Origin of the sequence: Streptomyces sp. CB02056 (assembly GCF_001905545.1) — a bacterium.
Classification (GTDB): Bacteria; Actinomycetota; Actinomycetes; order Streptomycetales; family Streptomycetaceae; genus Kitasatospora.
Map to the genome: position 1 here is coordinate 523,546 of NZ_LIPD01000002.1, position 17,137 is coordinate 540,682.

Here is a 17,137-nt window from a genome sequence, read left to right on the forward strand (position 1 = left end):
TCAAACCGCTGAGGTGGTTGAGGGAATCCTGACACGGTACCGGAGTGTCGACGGCGTTATGCCGTTCTCTCACGGACAATGACCGCCAATGTCCGCTCAATCGGGTGGTGAGCTCTTGGAGCGATTGCCACCCGACCGGGGGGAGCCAACTCCGGCACCGGCCTTGGCGCCCCCGTCCTTCTTGGTGCTGCTTCCCCCGTTGGCCTGGGCGACCGGTGACGGCGCCTCGAACGCCTCCAGGGCGGACAGCACGTCCTGGACCCTGGAGATCTCGGTGTTGATGTCCTTGCGGCGGCGCACCAGTTCGTCCAGCTCGCGCCGGCCCTCGTCGGTGACCCGCTTCGCCTCGGCCTTCGCCTCGGCGAGCAGCCGCTCGGCCTCCGCCTTCGCCAGCTCGACCTGCTCGTCCGCGGACTCGTCGGCGTCCCGCAGCCGCTTCTCCGCCTCGGTGGAGGCCCGGTCCAGCCGCTCCTCGGCCTCCGCCTCGGACGACCGGAGCTTGGCCTCGGCCTTCCCGATGAGCGCCTCGGCGCGGTCGGTGGAGTTGGCGAGCTTGGTCTCCGCCTCCTTGAGCAGGCCCTCGGCCTTGCGGACGGCGGACAGCCGGACCTTGCTGGCCTCCGCGGAGGCCTCCGAGGTCAGCTCGGCCGCGCGGTCCTCGGCCGCCGCGACCAGGGCCGCCGCGCGGTCCTCGGCCTCGGCGACGGTGGCCACCGCCTGCTCCTCGGCCTCGGTCAGCTGCTCCTGGGCGGCCGTGACCAGCGCGTCCACCCGCTCGCCGGCCGACTTCATGGCCGCCGCGTTCTCCTTGCGGGCGCGCTCGTGCAGGGCCTCGACCTCGGCGTCGGTGCGCTCGCGCAGCTCCTCGGCGCGCTCGCGGATCGCGGTCGCGTCCCGGCGGGCCTCGGCGAGCAGGGTGTCCGCGTCGGAGCGGCCCTTCTCGACCTCGGCCTGACCGGCCGCCTCACCGGCGGCGACCAGCCGGTCGGCCTCCTTGCGGGCGGCCGCGACCATGGCGTCCGCCTGCTCCTCGGCGGCGGCGGTGGTCGCCAGCGCGGTGGTCTGGGCGTCCTCGCCGAGCGCCTCGGCGTCCGCGAAGGCCTTCTCCAGGACGGACTTGGCGTGCTCGCGGGTGGCCTTGTCGAACTGCTCGGCGGCCTCCCGGGTCTCCGCGTCGTAGGCGTCGGCGCGGGAGTGGGTGGCGGAGTCGTAGTCGTCGGCCAGGGTGCGGGTGGCGAGGGCGTACTCGTCGGCCTCGGCGCGCAGGGCCGCGGACAGCTCCTCGGCGTCGGCGATGCTCCGGGCGCCCTGGGCCTCGGCCTCGGCCACCGTACGGGCGGCCTGCGCCTCCGCGTCGGCGCGCAGCTGCTCGGCGGCCTCCTGGGCGGCCCGCAGCTCGGCCTCGGCCTCCGCGCGCAGCTGCCCGTCGTAGGCCCGGGCCTCGGCGCGCTGCCGGCCGAGCTCGTCCTCGACGGCCTCCCGCTCGGCGGCCAGCTCCAGCTCGGTCTGCTCGCGCAGGGCGGTGGTCTCGGCCTCGGTGCGGGCCCGCAGGTCGGCGGTCTCGCGGTCGACGAGCTCGCGCTGCTCGGCGCTCTCCCGCTCGACCAGGCCGCGCAGCTCGGCGGCGTACGCGTCGGCGGACTCGCGCTGCTCGGTGCTCTCCCGCTCGGCCAGCTCCCGCTGCTCGGTGGTCTCGTACTCGGCGAGGGTGCGCAGCTCGGTGGCGTCCTGCTCGGCGGCCTCGCGGAGTTCGGTGACCTCCTGCTCGGCGGCGGCCCTGAGCGCGGCGATCTGCTCGGCGGCGGCCTCGTGCATGCCGGCCACCGACTGGCGGACCTCGGCGGCCTCGTCCTCGGCGGCGGCCACCAGCTCGGCGCCCTCGGCCTTGGCGGCGGCGATCAGCTCGGCGCGGTCGGCCCTGGCCTGCTCCAGCTCGGCGCCGGCCTCGGCGCGGATGCCGTCGGCGGTGGCGCGGGCCTCGGACAGCTCGCGGCCGGCCTCGGCCCGGACGGTCGAGGCCTGCTCGTTGGCCAGGGCCAGTTCGGCGGCGGCCTTCTCGCGGGTGGCCTTGGCGTCCTTGGCGGCCTCGGCGCGGCGCTGCTCGGCGGTGGCCTCGGCGCGCTCCAGGGCCTCGTCGGCGGCGGCGCGCTGCTCGGCGGTGTGGGCGTCGGCCTGCTCGCGGACCTCGGCGGCGTAGGCGTCGGCGGCGGTCTGCTGCTCGCCGGCGTACGTGTCGGCGGCCTCGCGGACCTCGACGCTGTGCTTCTCGGCGGCTTCGCGGACCTCGACGCCGTACCGGTCGGCCGCCTCGCGGACCTCGGCGGTCTCCGCCGCGGTGCGCTTGGTGAGGTCGGTGGCGTGCTGTTCGGCCTCGGTGCGGACCCGGTCGGCGTGGGCCTCGGCGGCCTCGCGCTGCTGGGTGGTCTCCTGCTGGGCCAGGGCCCGCAGCTCCCCGGCGGCCTGTTCGGCCTCGGCCCTGGTCTCCGCGGCGTAGGCGTCGGCGGCGGTGTGCTGCTCCGTGGCGTACGTGTCGGCGGTGGTGTGCTGCTCGGTGACGTACGTGTCGGCCGCGGTGCGCTGCTCGTCGGCGTAGGCGTCGGCGGCTTCGCGGACCTCGACGCTGTGCCGGTCGGCGGCTTCGCGGACCTCGGCGCTGTACTGGTCGGCGGTCTCGCGGACCTCGGCCGTCTCCGCCGCGGTGCGTTCGGTGAGGTCGCCGGCGTGCTGTTCGGCCTCGGTGCGGACCCGGTCGGCGTAGGCCTCGGCGGCCTCGCGCTGCTGGCTGGTCTCGCGCTGGGCGAGCGCCCGCAGCTCCCCGGCGGCCTGTTCGGCCTCGGCCCTGGTCTCCGCGGCGGCCTGTTCGGCCTGCTCACGGGCGGCCTCGGCCGCGTCCAGGTGCTCGGAGGTCTCCTCGCGCTCGCGCCGCAGGCCGTCGGCGGCCTCCTCGCGTTCGCGCCGGCTCTCCTCGCGCAGCGCGTTCGCGGCCGCCTCGGCCTCGGCCCGGGCCCGGGCGGCCTCGGTGTCGGCCTCGGTGCGCACCCGCTCGGCGTCGGCCACCGCGGCGTCCCGGACGGCCTTCGCCTCGGCCTGTGCCTCGGTGGTCGTAGCCTCTGCCGCGGCGGTCGCCTCGGCGCGCACCCGCTGGTCGAACTCGGTTGCGTCGCGCCGGAGTTCGGCGGTCTCGCGCTCGGCGGCGGACCGGTTCTCGGCGGCCGCGGCCTTGGCGGCGGCGAGCGCGTCCTGGCCCTGCTGCTCGGCGGCCTCGGTGATCTTCCCGGCCTCGGCCCGGGCCCGGGTCAGGGTCTGCTCGGCCCGGCCCTGGGTCTCGGCGGCCTGCTCCTGGGCCTGCTCGCGCAGCCGCTCGATCTCCCCGGCGGCACCCGCGCGCAGCTCGTCCGCGTCGGCCTTGGCCTTGGTGAGCAGCTCCTCGGCGTTCTTCGCCGACTCCTCGATCTGGACCACGGCCTGGCGGCGGGCCTCGCCGCGCACCCGGTCGGCCTCGGCGGCGGCCTGGGCGCGCAGCTCCTCGGCCTCGGCCCGCAGCCGGGCCGCCTCGTCCTGCATCTGCTCGATCCGCTCGCGGATCGCGGCGGCGTCGTCCAGGGCGGCGTTCTGGGCCTGCTCGACGGCGGCCTGGGCCTGCTCGCGCAGGCGCTGCGCCTCGGCGGCGGCCTCGGCGCGGATCCGCTCGGCCTCGGCGGCGGCCTCGCCGCGCACCGTCTCGGCGTCCTGGTCGGCCCGGCCGAGGACCTCCTCGGCGGTCTTGGCGGCCTTGGCGAGGTGGACGGTGGCGTCCTTGGCGCCGGCCGCCCGGCCCGCCTCCTCGGCCTCGCCGCGCAGTCGCTGGGCGTCGGCCTCGGCGTGCGCGCGCAGCTCGGCGACGTCCCGCTCGGCCAGGGCGCGGAGTTCGGCGATCGCCGCCTCGGCCTCGGCCTTCAGTTCGGAGGCCACCGACTCGGCGGTGGCCCGCAGCCGCTCGCTCTCCTCGGCGGCGGCGGCCCGGGCGGCGTCGGCCTCGGCCTGCTTGGTGGCGGCCTCGGTGCGGACGCCCTCGGCCTCGGCACGGATCGCCGAGGCCTCCTTGGTGGCCTGGGCGACCATCCGGGCCACCTCGGCCCGGGCGGTCTGCGAGCGCTGCTCGTTGGCGGCCTCGCCGTCGGCGACCCTGCGCTCGGCGGCGGCCTCGGCGTCGGCCTGGAGCTGCTCGGCGGCCTGCTCGGCCTGGGCGCGCAGTTCGGTGGCCTCGTGGCGGGTGCGCTCCGCCTCGGCGATCGCCTCGGCGCGCAGCCGCTCTATCTCGGCCTTGGCGGCGGCGAGCTGCTGCTCGGCCCGGGCCTGCTCGTTGGCGGCCTGCGCCTTGAGCCGGCCGATCTCGGCCTGGGCGGCGACCAGCTGGCCCTCGGCGGCGGCGTGCGCGGCGGCCAGCTGCTGCTGGGCCTCGCCGCGGGCGGCGTCCACGTCGGCGGCGGCCTGGGCGCCGGCCTGCTGGGCCTGCTCGGAGGCGGCGCGCAGCAGGCGCTCGGCGTCGTTCTGGGCCCGCTGCAGGGCGGCCTCGGCGGCGGCCTGGGCCTCGCCGCGGGCGGCGTCCACGTCGGCGGCGGTCTGGGCGCGGGCGTGGTCGGAGAGGGCGACGGCCTCCGCACGGGCGGCGGCGACCATCCGTTCGGCCTCGGCGCGGGCGTCCTGGAGCAGCCGCTGGGCCTCCTGCTCGGAGCCGGCCCGGGTCTGCTCGGCCCAGCCGTTGACGTGCTGCTCGGCGGAGCGGCGCAGCTCGGCGAGCTCGTCCTCCAGCTGGCGGCGGCGGGCGGCGAGGTCGGCTTCCAGCCGGGCGGTGCGCTCGGCGGCCTCGGCCATGATCCGCTGGGTGGCGGCCTGGGAGTCGCGCAGCTGGCGCTCGGCGTCGGCGCGCAGCTGCTGGGCCTGCATCTCGGCGGTGCGGAGCATCTGCTCGGCCTGGCCGGAGACGGCGTCGAAGGCGCGCGGCTGGGCCAGCATCCGGCGGGACTCGTGCAGTTTCGCCCGCAGGACCTCCACCTGGTAGGCGAGGTCTTCGGCATGCTCGACTGCCTTGTCGCGCTCCTTCCGAGTCCGACCCATCTCGGCCTCGAACTGGGAGAGGTGATCGTCAGCCTCGTAGCGGTCGTTGCCCCGCACTCCGCGGTCCCATCCATCTCCTGGTCGCGTCCTCGACCCGGCCGGTTCCGGGCTCCGGTATCCCGGGCGCCGGTCCGACTGGTCCTTGCATCCGCAGCCGGTGGACGGTCCCCCGCCATGCCGGGGCCGCCCGCCGCGGTCGTCGGAATCCGGGGCGCGGGAGCGCGGGGGTGCCGCGTTCCCCCGTCCGAGTGGACTCCTGGGCGAACTCTTGCCTTGTGGAGAATGGTGACAGATCCGTCTTGCGACTGTTCAGCCGTGCCCGCGTAATGGACTCCCCTTGCGACGGGCCGACCGCCGGAGGGCGGACAGGCCTGTCTTCGGCCGTGCCCGTCGCCTCCGTCCCCCGGAGCCTTCGCGCACCTGGGCATTGTAGTGGGAGCGCACTGCGGGGGAATGGCCGCAGGGGTGTTTTCCGGCTCTTCCCGCCAGGTTACTGACGGGTCATGACCGACGGACCGTCGGCTGCCCCCGGGACGCCGCGCGCCCGGGGGCGGGCCGGGAGGGGGTCAGTGCCCGTCGTGGCCCTGCTGCGCGGAGGTGACCAGCTCGGTCAGCACGCCGCCGCAGTCCTTGGGGTGCAGGAAGGTGATCCGCGAACCCATCGAGCCGATCCGCGGCTGGTCGTAGAGGACCCGGACGCCCTTGTCCCGGATGGCCTCGGAGTCGCCGTCCACGTCGGCGGTGCCGAAGGCGATGTGGTGCACGCCCTCGCCGTTCTTCTCCAGCCACTTGGCCACGGTGGAGTCGGGCCGGGTGGGCTCCAGCAGCTGGAGGTACGAGGCGCCGCCGTCGTCGGTGCCGTTGATCCGGAGCATGGCCTCGCGGACGCCCTGCTCCTCGTTGACCTCGGAGTGGAAGACCTCGAAACCGTAGGTGGCGCGGTAGAACTCGACCGTCTTGTCGAGGTCTCGGCAGGCGATGCCGATGTGGTCGATGCGGGTCAGCACGACGGCCTCCGGGAGGTGGGGAGAAGGTGGTGGGGCTAAAGGTGCACCCAGTGCAGCGCATGGCCCGCGACGGGCGCCAGTGCCGGGCGTGCGAGCCTGCTCACACGGCGGGCCGCCCGCCGGACGGCCCGTGGGCGGTTCACCCGGAGCGGGTCGGCACGGTGTTGACTGGATGGTGCCAGTGCGCTCGATCACACCGTCGCTCCGGTGACGGGCGGGTAACAGGTCAGTACATTGAGCGCATCCTCACCTGGCCACGACGTGCGAAGGGGCCCGTCCCATGACCAACACCACCTCTGTGATCGTTGCCGGTGCGCGGACCCCGATGGGTCGCCTGCTGGGTTCCCTCAAGGGCTTCTCCGGCGCCGACCTCGGCGCCGTCGCGATCAAGGCGGCCCTGGAGCGGGCCGGGATCACCGGCGAGCAGGTCCAGTACGTGATCATGGGCCAGGTGCTCCAGGCCGGCGCCGGCCAGATCCCGGCCCGCCAGGCCGCCGTCAAGGCCGGCATCCCGATGAACGTCCCGGCGCTGACCGTCAACAAGGTCTGCCTCTCCGGCCTCGACGCCATCGCGCTCGCCGACCAGCTGATCCGGGCCGGCGAGTTCGACATCGTGGTGGCCGGCGGCCAGGAGTCGATGACCAACGCCCCGCACCTGCTGCCGAAGTCCCGCGAGGGCTTCAAGTACGGCGCGATCGCGATGCTCGACGCGATGGCCCACGACGGCCTCACCGACGCCTACGAGAACATCCCGATGGGCGAGTCCACCGAGAAGCACAACACCCGCCTGGGCATCCCGCGCGAGGCGCAGGACGAGATCGCCGCCGCCTCCCACCAGCGGGCCGCCAAGGCGCAGGCCGACGGGGTCTTCGACGCCGAGATCGTCCCGGTCGCCATCCCGCAGCGCAAGGGCGAGCCGGTGCTGTTCAGCCAGGACGAGGGCATCCGCGCGGACACCACCGTCGAGGGCCTGGCCAAGCTGCGCCCGGCCTTCACCAAGGACGGCACGATCACCGCAGGCACCTCCTCGCAGATCTCCGACGGCGCCGCCGCCGTGGTCGTGATGAGCAAGGCCAAGGCCGAGGAGCTGGGCCTGACCTGGATCGCCGAGATCGGCGCGCACGGCAACGTGGCCGGCCCGGACAACTCGCTCCAGTCGCAGCCGTCCAACGCGATCAGGCACGCGCTGGCCAAGGAGGGCCTGGAGGTCGCCGACCTCGACCTGATCGAGATCAACGAGGCCTTCGCGGCCGTCGCCCACCAGTCGATGAAGGACCTGGGCGTCACCTCCGACATCGTCAACGTCAACGGCGGCGCCATCGCGCTCGGCCACCCGATCGGGATGTCCGGCGCCCGCGTGGTGCTGACCCTGGCGCTGGAGCTGCAGCGCCGCGGCGGCGGGGTGGGCGCGGCCGCGCTGTGCGGCGGCGGCGGCCAGGGCGACGCGCTGATCGTGCGCGTCCCGAAGGCCTGACCGGCTCCGACCCGACTTCGGGGCTGCGGACCGCCGGTGGCGGTCCGCAGCCCCTTCGGCATCCGCGCAAGGAGCTCCTGATGATCGATGTCGCCACGCTGGTCGAGCAGGCCCGGGCGGGCCGGCCGCGGGCGGTCGCCCGGCTGATCACGCTGGTCGAGAACGCCGCGCCGCAGCTGCGGGAGGCGATGGCCGCGCTCGCGCCGTACACCGGGCGGGCGTACACGGTGGGCCTGACCGGCTCGCCCGGGGTCGGCAAGTCGACCTCCACCTCGGCGCTGGTCTCCGCCTACCGGCGGCTCGGCAAGCGGGTCGGGGTGCTGGCCGTCGACCCGTCCTCGCCGTTCTCCGGCGGCGCGCTGCTGGGCGACCGGGTCCGGATGCAGGACCACGCGACCGACCCCGAGGTGTTCATCCGCTCGATGGCCACCCGCGGCCACCTCGGCGGGCTCTCCTGGACGGCGCCGCAGGCGCTGCGGGTGCTGGACGCGGCCGGCTGCGAGGTGATCCTGGTGGAGACCGTCGGGGTGGGCCAGTCCGAGGTCGAGGTCGCCGCCCAGGCCGACACCACCGTGGTGCTGCTGGCCCCCGGGATGGGCGACGGCATCCAGGCCGCCAAGGCCGGGATCCTGGAGATCGGCGACGTCTTCGTGGTCAACAAGGCCGACCGGGACGGCGCCGACGCCACCGCGCGGGAGCTCAACCACATGCTGGGCCTCGGCGAGGCGCGGGAGGCGGGGGACTGGCGTCCGCCGATCGTCAAGACCGTCGCGGCCCGCGGCGAGGGCGTGGACGAGGTGGTCGAGGCGCTGGAGAAGCACCGCGCCTGGCTGGAGGAGCACGGCGAGCTCGCCGCGCGGCGCCGCCGCCGGGCCGCCGAGGAGATCGAGGCGATCGCGCTGGCCGAGCTGCGCGCCCGGATCGGCGACCTGCGCGGGGACCGGCACCTGGCCGTCCTCGCCGAACGCGTCGCCGAGGGCGCCCTGGACCCGTACGGCGCCGCCGACGAACTCGTCGCCGGCCTGACCCGCGGCTGACCCGGGCCGGGCGCGCGGGGCCCGCGAACCGTTTCCGCCCCGCCGCGATCGGATCGCGGCGGGGCGGAGTGGTGCGTGCGGTGCTACGGCTTGCCGCGCAGGCCGCGGAGGTGTTCGGCGACGGGGGCGAGGGCCTGGTACATGTCGTCGAGCTGCTCCGGGGTGAAGCGGTCGATGAAGTGGGCCCGGACGCTGCGCACGTGGTCGGGGGCGACCCGCTGCATGGTCTCCCAGCCGTGTTCGGTGAGGTGGGCGTAGAGGCCGCGGCGGTCGCCGGGGCACTCCTGGCGCAGCACCAGGCCGGCGTTCTCCATCCGGGTGATCTGGTGGGAGAGGCGGCTCTTCGACTGGAGGGTGGCGGTCGCGAGGTCGGTCATCCGCATCCGGCGGTCCGGGGCCTCGGAGAGCACGACCAGGATCTCGTAGTCGTTGATCGCGAGGTTGTGCGGCTGGAGTTCGCGGCTGAGCTGGTAGTCCAGCAGCTTGGCGACCTCCAGATGGGCGCGCCACATCCGCTGCTCCCTGGCGGTCAGCCAGGGAGTCTCCTCCTCGGGCTGCGACGGAGGGGTGTCCGCGGTCTCGATCGTGTGCGTATCCATGCCCTCTAGCATAGCCGATTTAGTTCAATCTTGTACAAGTTTACAGACCGAAACGTCGTCCGAGGTCGCCCAGGTTACCGAGCCCGGGGATGTTGGGGTTGCCGCCGCCGTGCCCGGCCGTGCCCGGCTGGGACGGCACGCCGCCCACCGGGACGCCCGCCTCGGCGTCGACCGCTCCGACCGACCGCTCCGCCATCAGCTTCTCGCTCGACTGCAGCAGCACCTGGCCGGCGCCGATGAACTCGAACTGGTGCTCCTCGCCGGAGGCCCCGCCGATGCCGGTCAGCCGGCGCAGGCCGCCGATCAGCCCGTGCATGTAGTCGTGGTCGTAGTGGTGGCACGGCGCCGGGCAGTCCGCCCAGCCGACCAGCGCCTGCGGGTCCACCCGCAGCGGCGGCTCGACGAAGTGCACCGGGCCGTTGGAGGCGGCGACGAAGCGGCCGGTGCCGATCAGGGTCAGGAAGCCCGGGATGATCGACTGCTTGAGCCGCAGCGTCGGGTCGAAGGCCAGCAGGTTGCCGGAGCGGACGGTCAGGTTGCCCTCGTCCAGGTCGTACGAGTTGAGGTCGAACGCCCGGTCGGCCAGCAGCAGTTTGCCGCGGCCCTCGGCGACCACCCAGTCCGCCGCGTGCATCGGCGAGTTGAAGTGCTGGCCGAGCACCCGGTCGACCGCCCCGGCGCCGACGCCCTTGAAGGTGATGTCGCCGTAGTAGGCGACCATCTTGCCCTTCTGGAGGAAGTAGGAGCCGTTCAGGTCGACCGAGAAGGCGTACGGGTTGACGTTGTCGCCGGCCGGCAGGCTGTGGGCGTCCCACACCACCGGCCCGGTGCCGCCGTGGCCGGTCGGCAGCGGGGCCAGCGGGCCGCCGAACTGCTCCTGGGCGTACGGCTGTTGCTGGCCGTACGGCTGCTGGGGCGGCTGCTGGTACGGCTGCTGGGGCTGGTGGCCGGGCGGGGGCGGCGGGTAGCCCTGCGGCGGGGGCGGCGGGTACCCGCCGGGCTGCGGGTAGCCCGGCTGCGGGCCGTACCCCGGCGGGGGCGGCGGGGCCGCGAAGCCGGGCTGGGTCGGCTGGTTGTGCGGCGAACCGTACGGGGGCTGCGGCGGGTAGGACATCAGAGCTTCTCCTCGCTCGCCTGGACGTACACCGCGCCCTGCCCGGACAGTTCCAGCTGGAACGCCTCGCCCGAGCCGCGGCCGATCATGTCGCGCCAACCCAGCGCCGTGGAGAGCTTGTTGCGCACGTCGCCGCGGTGCGCCACGTACGCCTGGGGGTCGACGTGGACCGACTGGCCGGGGGTGATCGGCAGCTCGAAGACGCCGCCGTGGGCCATCACCGCGACCGAGCCCTGGCCCTCCAGCTTGGTGGTGAACAGGCCCTGTCCGGTGACCTGGCCGCGGACCATGCCCATCACCCCGCCCTGCGAGCCCATGAACATGGTGGACTGCCGCAGCGTGCCCTCGAAGGCGAGCAGCCGGTCCGCCTCGACGTACAGGGTGTCGCCGAACAGGTCGATCACGTGGACGTGGTGGCCGCCGTGGCCGAACATCACCCGGCCCTGGCCCTCGACGGTCATCAGCGGGGTGTCCTCGTTGGCCACCCGGCGGCCGATCATCGACATCACGCCGCCCTGCCCGCCGGTGATGTTCGGCGTGAAGCGGACGTCGCCGCTGTACGCGAGCATCGCGCCGCGCTGGCTGAACAGCCGCTGCCCGGGCACCACCTGGGCCTCGACCATCTTCCCGTTGATCTTCGTGAAGCCCATCAGACGTCGCCCCCGATGGTGGCCTTCTCGGAGGGCTGGACGTACACCAGGCCCTCGCCGGTGAACTCGATCTGGACGGCCTCGCCGCCGCCCTCGCCGATGATCGTGGTCCAGCCCGCGCCCGACTTCAGGCTGCGCTGCAGGGTGCCGGTGTGCGCCACGTACGCGCCCGGGTCCACCCGCAGCGGCATGCTCTTGTCGACCCGCAGGATGACGGCCGGGCCGTTGGAGGTGACGGCCGCCCAGCCGTGGCCCTCCACCTTGGTGGTGAACAGGCCGTTGCCCGAGGACATGCCGTTCAGCCCGGTGAAGCTGGTGCCGGTGTGCAGGGCGGACTCGGTGCAGAGCAGGTTGTCCGACTCGACGTACAGCGTCTCGCCGTTCAGCCGCACCAGGCTGATCTCGGTGGCCTTGTCGGCGAAGTAGCAGGTGCCCTGCCCCTTCACTTCCATGACCGTCATCTTCTCGCCGGTCAGCCGGCGGGTGACCATGCCGCGCAGGCCGTCCCCGCCGCCGGTCAACTTCTTGAAGGCCATCTGCCCGGTGTAGGCGACCATCGAACCGTGTCGCGCCTTGACGGCGTCGCCGCCCAAGTCGACGGCGAGCACGCGCGATCCCTGGAGTCTGAACTGTGCCACGGCCGCAATCTAGCCGCTGCGGCCGTGGCGCGGGGAGGGTGCGTGGGCCGACTGGTACCGGTCTGGGACAAACGCGCCGGTCACGCCCGGCGCACGCGCCCCGGTCAGGCCCGGGCGTGCGCCCCCTGTCCGGGGCTCGGAACGGTGCCGGCCGCCTGCTCGACCTCCAGCAGCGAGGCCGAGTGGCGCTCCGCCTCGAAGGCCACCACGCCGCCGCGCAGCCCGAACAGGCGCTTGGAGAGCATGATCCAGAGCACCGCCGCGATGTTCAGCACCAGGGTGCAGATCTTCAGGGCGCTGACGTGGTGGCTCAGCTCGTAGCCCTCCAACGGCAGGAAGGCCGCGGTGGCGACCACCGTCAGGTACTCGGCCCAGCGCTTGTTCAGCCAGAGGCCGACCGCCTCGACGATCTCGATCACCGCGTAGGCGATCAGTGCGCCCGCGACGATCAGCAGGGTGCTCTTCTTGAAGTCGAAGGTCTTGCGGATGGTCTCGACGATCGGGGCGTGTTCGAGGTCCCAGTGGAAGTGGTCGGTGACCGGCCTGAACACCGTGAGGTTCTCGTCGAAGACCCGGTGCACCGCGTCCTGGCTGTTGGAGAACTTCCACACGGCCCAGGCGACCACGATGATCAGCAGTCCGCGCAGCACCCGCTCGACGGCCAGGAAGCGCAGGATGAACAGGTCCCGCAGCGCCTTGCCGCGCGGCACCAGTGGCGCTTCGTCGGCCGGGCCGGAGCCGTGCGGGGCGCCCAGCGCGAAGTCGCCGCAGCGCAGGCAGCGCCAGGCGTCGCCGAGGGCGGTCGACGCGTGCAGCCGGGAGGCCAGCTCCGGCTCCGTCGGCGCGTAGGTGGTGTGGCCGCGCTTGGCGCAGGTCCTGCGGTCCCAGTCGCGCTTGAACATGTGGTGAGTACCCCCCGTGTGCGATGCCTCGGCGCCCGGATCGGTGGGCGCGCGGGCAGCAGGATAGGGGTTCCCGGTGACGGGCGGTCGCGCTCGGTGGCGTTCCGGCACAGAGCTGTGACAGGGCGGGCGGGCGCCGGACGGGCTCCGGGTAGGCGCCGGGCCGGCCGCTGTGAGATGGGGCACGGTGGCCACCCCCGGCCGGGGTCCCGTCCGTGGGCTCGGCGATAATGGGCCGGAATGCTTGTGAGTCGCTTCACAAGCGAGCCCGCGCCGCCGACCCCCCATATCGAGGTATCCATCGTGAACAGCAGCGCCGTCCACCGCCTGCGCCTGGTCTCCGGCCCCGAAGGGGTCTCCTTCATCCTGCTGCTGATCTGCTCGGTGCTGAAGCGGACGACCTCGTTCGACGCCGTCCCGGTGATGGGCATGGTGCACGGCGTCCTGTTCATCCTGTACGTGGTCTTCTGGATCCAGGCCTGGCAGGCGCAGAAGTGGGACGCCAAGCGCGGCGTCCTGATGTTCGTGCTCGCGGTGCTGCCCACCGGCGGCTTCTTCGCCGAGCGGATGCTGGCCAAGGAGGAGCGGGGCGAGCTGAAGCCCGCCACCGCCTGAGCCGGCCGCCCGGGCCCCCGCTCGGGCTCCGGCCTCCTCGTGGACGGTCGACAGGCTGCCACGGCCTCCTCTCCCAAAGGGCCGCGGCAGCCTGTCGCCGTTTCTTACCGGGGGTGGCTCGATTTCCTACCGGTTGCTACCGGTTCCTACCGGGGGTGGCGCGGGTCAGCTGACGTTGACGCCGCTCCAGGCCGCCGCGACCGCGTTGTACTCGGTGCTGGAGGCGCCGTACAGGTCGGTGGCGGCCTTCAGGGTCGCGGTGCGGGCGGCCTTGTAGTTGGTGGTGGAGGTCATGTAGACGGTCAGCGCGCGGTACCAGATCGCCGCCGCCTTGGTCCGGCCGATGCCGGTCACCGTCGAGCCGTTGGAGGTCGGGCTGTTGTAGCTGACCCCGTTGATGACCTTCGCCCCGCTGCCCTCGGCGAGCAGGTAGAAGAAGTGGTTGGCGACGCCCGAGGAGTAGTGGACGTCCTTGTTGCCGACCGTGGAGGACCAGTAGTCGGCCGAGGCGCCGTCCTTGGAGGGCTTGTCCATGTAGCGCAGCGGCGTGCCGTTGCCGTTGATGTTGAGCTTCTCGCCGATCAGGTAGTCGCCCGGGTCGACCGAGAGGTTGGCGGACCACTCGACCATGGTGCCGAAGATGTCCGAGGTGGCCTCGTTGAGGCCGCCGGACTCACCGGAGTAGTTGAGGTTCGCGGTGGCGGAGGTGACGCCGTGGCTCATCTCGTGGCCGGACACGTCGATCGCGGTCAGCGGGTGGGTGTTGCCGGAGCCGTCGCCGTACGTCATGCAGAAGCAGGAGTCGTCCCAGAACGCGTTGACGTAGTTGGTGCTGTAGTGGACCCGGCTCGCCGCGCCGACGCCGTTGTTCTTGATGCCGTTGCGGCCGAAGGTGTTCTTGTAGTAGTCCCAGGTGGCCGCCGCGCCGAACTGGGCGTCCACGGCGGCGGATTCGCGGTTGGAGGCCAGGCCGTTGCCGAAGCTGTTGGTGGTGTTGGCGACGAGCGTGCCGCTGCCCGAGGTGCCGCCCTTGAGGTCGGTGGTGGACTGGTTGCCCCGGGAGGCGTCCTTCAGCTGGTAGGAGCTGCCGCTCTGGGTGGTGGTGAGCGAGACGCTGCCGACGTTGACGCCCTTGCCGGTGCCGGTGGCGGTCTTCACCTGCTCGTCGGTGGAGAGCACCTGGCCGGTGGCGGCGTCGGTGACGACCACCTGGCGGCTCGGGGTGCCGTCCGCGCGCTGGCCCTCGACCGTGGTGCGGTGGGCCAGTCGCGGGGTGCCGTCGGCGGCCCAGACGACCAGCTCGGGCGCGCCGGCGCCGTCGACCCGGCTGAGCGCGGCCTCCTCCTGGTCGGCGGCGCCGACCGTGGCCCGCACGGCGGCGGTGGCCTTCTCGGCCGCCTGGGGCGCGGCGAGGCCCGGGGTCAGGCTGGGCACGGACAGCTGTCCGGCGAAGGCCCGGTCGACGGACTTCACCGAGCCGTCGGCCTTCTGGTGGACGACCAGGTCGCCGCCGAGCACCGGCAGGCCCGCGTAGGTCCGGTCGTACCGCAGGTGGCGGGTGCCGTCCTTGTCCACCACCACGTCCTTGGGCACCAGCTTCTCCTGGCCGCCGAGGGCGAGGGCCTGGGCGACCGGGGCGCTCTGCCCGGAGGCCAGCGCGAGCAGCGCGGACTGCTGCTGGGCCGGGGAGGGGGCGGCGGCCTGGGCGGGGACGGCGGCGATCTGGATGACGCCGGCCAGCAGTGCGGTGGCGGAGAGTACGGCTCCGACAGTCAGCTTTCGCTTCACGTACGGGGGTTCCTTCCACGAGACCCGCGGGTGCGTGCGGGTGCGCCGCGTACCGGGGCGCCGGGGTTGGCACCTTGGGGGCGGTAGGGCGCGGACGTGCCGGTCCCGTGCGGTACCTGACGATCCGCCGGAAACGGGTGGGGCGGCGGATGGTCGGACGGGACTTGGTCAGAAGCATGACAATCGTTGGCAGGGATGGACAGGGCGCCTACCGGGATTGGCCAAGAACCGCCAGTGCCGGTACGGATGGTTCGGTTGCCGCCCGTTGCCCGGTTTCGGCGGTTCGTCCCCCTGGCGGGACTCCGCCAGCCGGACGGCCTTGACAGCCCCGGGCGGCTCGGGCGGCCCCGGACGGTCTCGACGGTCCGGGACGGCCCGGGCTGCCGCCCGGAACGGCGGACGCCCGGGCCCTCCTGCCGGAGGCCCCGGGCGTCCGACGCGCCTGTGCGGTACGTCAGTTGACGTTGACGGCGGCCCAGGTCGCGGCGACGGCGCTGTACTCGGCGCTGGAGGCGCCGTACAGGTCGGCGGCGGCCTTCAGGGTGCCGGTGCGGGCGCCCGCGTAGTTGGTGGTGGAGGTGAAGTAGGTGGTCAGCGCGCGGTACCAGATCTGTGCGGCCTTGTCCCGGCCGATGCCCGCGAGCGTGGAGCCGTTGGAGGTCGGGCTGTTGTAGCTGACGCCGTTGATGGTCTTGGCGCCGCTGCCCTCGGCGAGCAGGTAGAAGAAGTGGTTGGCGACGCCGGAGGAGTAGTGGACGTCCTTGTTGCCGACGGTGGAGGACCAGTAGTCGGCCGAGGCGCCGTCCTTGGACGGCTTGTCCATGTAGCGCAGCGGGGTGCCGTCCCCGTTGATGTTGATCAACTCGCCGATCAGGTAGTCCGGCTTGTCGGAGGGCAGGTTGGCGTAGAACTCGACCATCGTGCCGAAGATGTCCGAGGTGGCCTCGTTCAGGCCGCCGGACTCGCCCGAGTAGTTGAGGTTGGCGGTGGCGGAGGTGACGCCGTGGCTCATCTCGTGGCCGGCCACGTCGAGTTCGGTGAGCGGGTGGGTGTTGCCGCTGCCGTCGCCGTACGTCATGCAGAAGCAGGAGTCGTCCCAGAACGCGTTCACGTAGTTGGAACCGTAGTGGACCCGGCTGGTGGCGCCGACGCCGTTGTTCTTGATGCCGTTGCGGCCGAAGGTGTTCTTGTAGAAGTCCCAGGTGACCGCCGCGCCGTACTGGGCGTCCACGGCGGCGGACTCGCTGTTGGAGGACAGGCCGTTGCCGAAGCTGTTGGTCGTGTTGGCGACCAGGGTGCCCGAGCCGGAGGTCTTGCCCTTCAGGGTGTACGTGGCCTGGCCGCCGCGGGTCGCGTCCTTGAGCTGGTAGCTCGAACCGCTCTGGGTGGTGGTCAGCGGGACGGAGCCGACGAAGACGCCCTTGCCGGTGCCGGCGGCGGTCCGCACCTGCTCGTGGCTGGAGAGCACCTCGCCGCTCGCCGCGTCGGTGACCAGCAGCTGGCGGCTCGGGGTGCCGTCGGCGCGCTCGCCCTCGACCGTGGTGCGGTACGCCAGGCGCGGGCTGCCGTCGGTGGCCCACACGACCAGCTCGGCCTTGCCGGTCTGGTGTACGGCGGTCAGCGGGGACTCGTCCTTGTCGGCGGCGATGCCCACGGTGGACTGCACGGCGCCGGTCGCCTGGTCGGCGGCCTTGTCGGCGGGGATCTGCGGGGTGAGGCTCGGCAGGGCGATGGTGGCGCCGGTGGCCTTGTCCACCGAGGTGGTCGAGCCGTCGGCCTTCTGGTGCACCACCAGGTCGCCGCCCAGGACGGGGAGGCCGGCGAAGGTGCGCTCGTAGCGCAGGTGGCGGGTGCCGTCGGCGTCCACCACGGCGTCCTTGGCCACCAGTTGCTCCTGGCCGCCCAGGGCCAGGGCGTGCGCGACCTTGCCGGCCTGGCCGTTGGCCAGGGCGATCAGGTCGGCGCGCTGCTTCGCGCCCTGGGACTGCGGGGCGGGGTCCGCGACGGCTGCGGTGCTCACCTGGACGACACCGGTGAGCAGGGCGGTGGCGGAGAGTACGGCGACTGCGGCGAGCTTTCGCTTCACGAACGAGTCCTTCCGGAAAACCGCGAGCGGGCGCGGTCGCGCGGCGTTCCGGGGGCCGGGGACGGCACCTGAGGGGCGGAACGGGCGCTGACGTGCGGGCCCCGTGCGGACTGAGCGGCTTCGCCACCGG

At 73.5% G+C, this 17,137-nt stretch carries 12 protein-coding genes; 3 read left to right on the plus strand and 9 right to left on the minus strand.

All coding sequences use genetic code 11. From position 1 onward, the window contains the following. Nucleotides 1-96 precede the first annotated feature (96 nt). Both AMK13_RS43370 and mce read right to left on the minus strand, forming a co-directional pair. The gene (locus tag AMK13_RS43370) at nt 97-5,154 is read right to left on the minus strand and encodes a hypothetical protein (protein WP_074001456.1); all 5,058 of its coding nucleotides are present in this window, start codon (nt 5,152-5,154) and stop codon (nt 97-99) included. A gap of 509 nt (nt 5,155-5,663) precedes the next feature. After that, a complete protein-coding gene (mce, locus tag AMK13_RS06390; RefSeq protein WP_049651447.1) occupies nt 5,664-6,104 on the minus strand; it encodes a methylmalonyl-CoA epimerase in 441 nt (146 codons plus the stop codon). A 280-nt stretch (nt 6,105-6,384) separates the two neighbouring features. On the opposite strand from mce, the gene AMK13_RS06395 reads away from it, so the two are divergent. Further along, nucleotides 6,385-7,578, plus strand: a complete 1,194-nt coding sequence (locus AMK13_RS06395; protein WP_074001457.1) for an acetyl-CoA C-acetyltransferase — start codon at nt 6,385-6,387, stop codon at nt 7,576-7,578. 80 nt (nt 7,579-7,658) lie between these two features. Continuing rightward, on the plus strand, nt 7,659-8,615 hold the full coding sequence (gene meaB, locus AMK13_RS06400) for a methylmalonyl Co-A mutase-associated GTPase MeaB (RefSeq protein WP_074001458.1): 957 nt from the start codon (nt 7,659-7,661) through the stop codon (nt 8,613-8,615). Between the two features lie 83 nt (nt 8,616-8,698). Here the strand turns inward: meaB and AMK13_RS06405 are convergent, their stop codons facing one another. The 5 genes from AMK13_RS06405 to AMK13_RS06425 all read right to left on the minus strand — a co-directional run bounded on the left by AMK13_RS06405 (nt 8,699) and on the right by AMK13_RS06425 (nt 12,518). Further along, nucleotides 8,699-9,214 carry a MarR family winged helix-turn-helix transcriptional regulator gene (locus AMK13_RS06405; protein WP_049651450.1) on the minus strand — a complete coding sequence of 172 codons (516 nt, stop codon included), beginning with the start codon at nt 9,212-9,214 and terminating at the stop codon, nt 8,699-8,701. Between the two features lie 40 nt (nt 9,215-9,254). Continuing rightward, nucleotides 9,255-10,064 (minus strand): AIM24 family protein, encoded by an 810-nt coding sequence (locus AMK13_RS06410; protein WP_074001575.1) that lies wholly within the window; start codon nt 10,062-10,064, stop codon nt 9,255-9,257. A 263-nt stretch (nt 10,065-10,327) separates the two neighbouring features. Then, nucleotides 10,328-10,978, minus strand: a complete 651-nt coding sequence (locus AMK13_RS06415) for an AIM24 family protein (RefSeq protein ID WP_049651451.1) — start codon at nt 10,976-10,978, stop codon at nt 10,328-10,330. Then, on the minus strand, nt 10,978-11,616 hold the full coding sequence (locus tag AMK13_RS06420; protein WP_074001459.1) for an AIM24 family protein: 639 nt from the start codon (nt 11,614-11,616) through the stop codon (nt 10,978-10,980). Before AMK13_RS06420 ends, AMK13_RS06415 begins: the two co-directional genes overlap by 1 nt. Before the next feature lie 104 nt (nt 11,617-11,720). Continuing rightward, nucleotides 11,721-12,518 (minus strand): DUF2127 domain-containing protein, encoded by a 798-nt coding sequence (locus AMK13_RS06425; protein ID WP_049651453.1) that lies wholly within the window; start codon nt 12,516-12,518, stop codon nt 11,721-11,723. A gap of 240 nt (nt 12,519-12,758) precedes the next feature. Here AMK13_RS06425 and AMK13_RS06430 point away from each other — a divergent pair, with 240 nt between their 5' ends. Next, nucleotides 12,759-13,133 (plus strand): DUF3817 domain-containing protein, encoded by a 375-nt coding sequence (locus AMK13_RS06430; protein WP_049651454.1) that lies wholly within the window; start codon nt 12,759-12,761, stop codon nt 13,131-13,133. A gap of 165 nt (nt 13,134-13,298) precedes the next feature. Here the strand turns inward: AMK13_RS06430 and AMK13_RS06435 are convergent, their stop codons facing one another. Together AMK13_RS06435 and AMK13_RS06440 are read right to left on the minus strand one after the other, a co-directional pair. After that, nucleotides 13,299-14,921: a M4 family metallopeptidase gene (locus AMK13_RS06435; protein ID WP_074001460.1), complete on the minus strand. Its 1,623-nt coding sequence runs from the start codon at nt 14,919-14,921 to the stop codon at nt 13,299-13,301. 454 nt (nt 14,922-15,375) lie between these two features. Continuing rightward, entirely contained in the window at nt 15,376-17,007 is a 1,632-nt protein-coding gene (locus AMK13_RS06440; RefSeq protein WP_049651456.1) for a M4 family metallopeptidase, read from the minus strand. Nucleotides 17,008-17,137: the final 130 nt, after the last annotated feature.

Coding starts and splice junctions, on each gene's coding strand:
- AMK13_RS06430 (WP_049651454.1), top strand. CDS start 12,759: ATGCTTGTGAGTCGCTTCACAAGCGAGCCCGCGCCGCCGACCCCCCAT.
- AMK13_RS06415 (WP_049651451.1), bottom strand. CDS start 10,978: ATGGGCTTCACGAAGATCAACGGGAAGATGGTCGAGGCCCAGGTGGTG.
- meaB (WP_074001458.1), top strand. CDS start 7,659: ATGATCGATGTCGCCACGCTGGTCGAGCAGGCCCGGGCGGGCCGGCCG.
- AMK13_RS06425 (WP_049651453.1), bottom strand. CDS start 12,518: ATGTTCAAGCGCGACTGGGACCGCAGGACCTGCGCCAAGCGCGGCCAC.
- AMK13_RS06405 (WP_049651450.1), bottom strand. CDS start 9,214: ATGGATACGCACACGATCGAGACCGCGGACACCCCTCCGTCGCAGCCC.
- AMK13_RS06395 (WP_074001457.1), top strand. CDS start 6,385: ATGACCAACACCACCTCTGTGATCGTTGCCGGTGCGCGGACCCCGATG.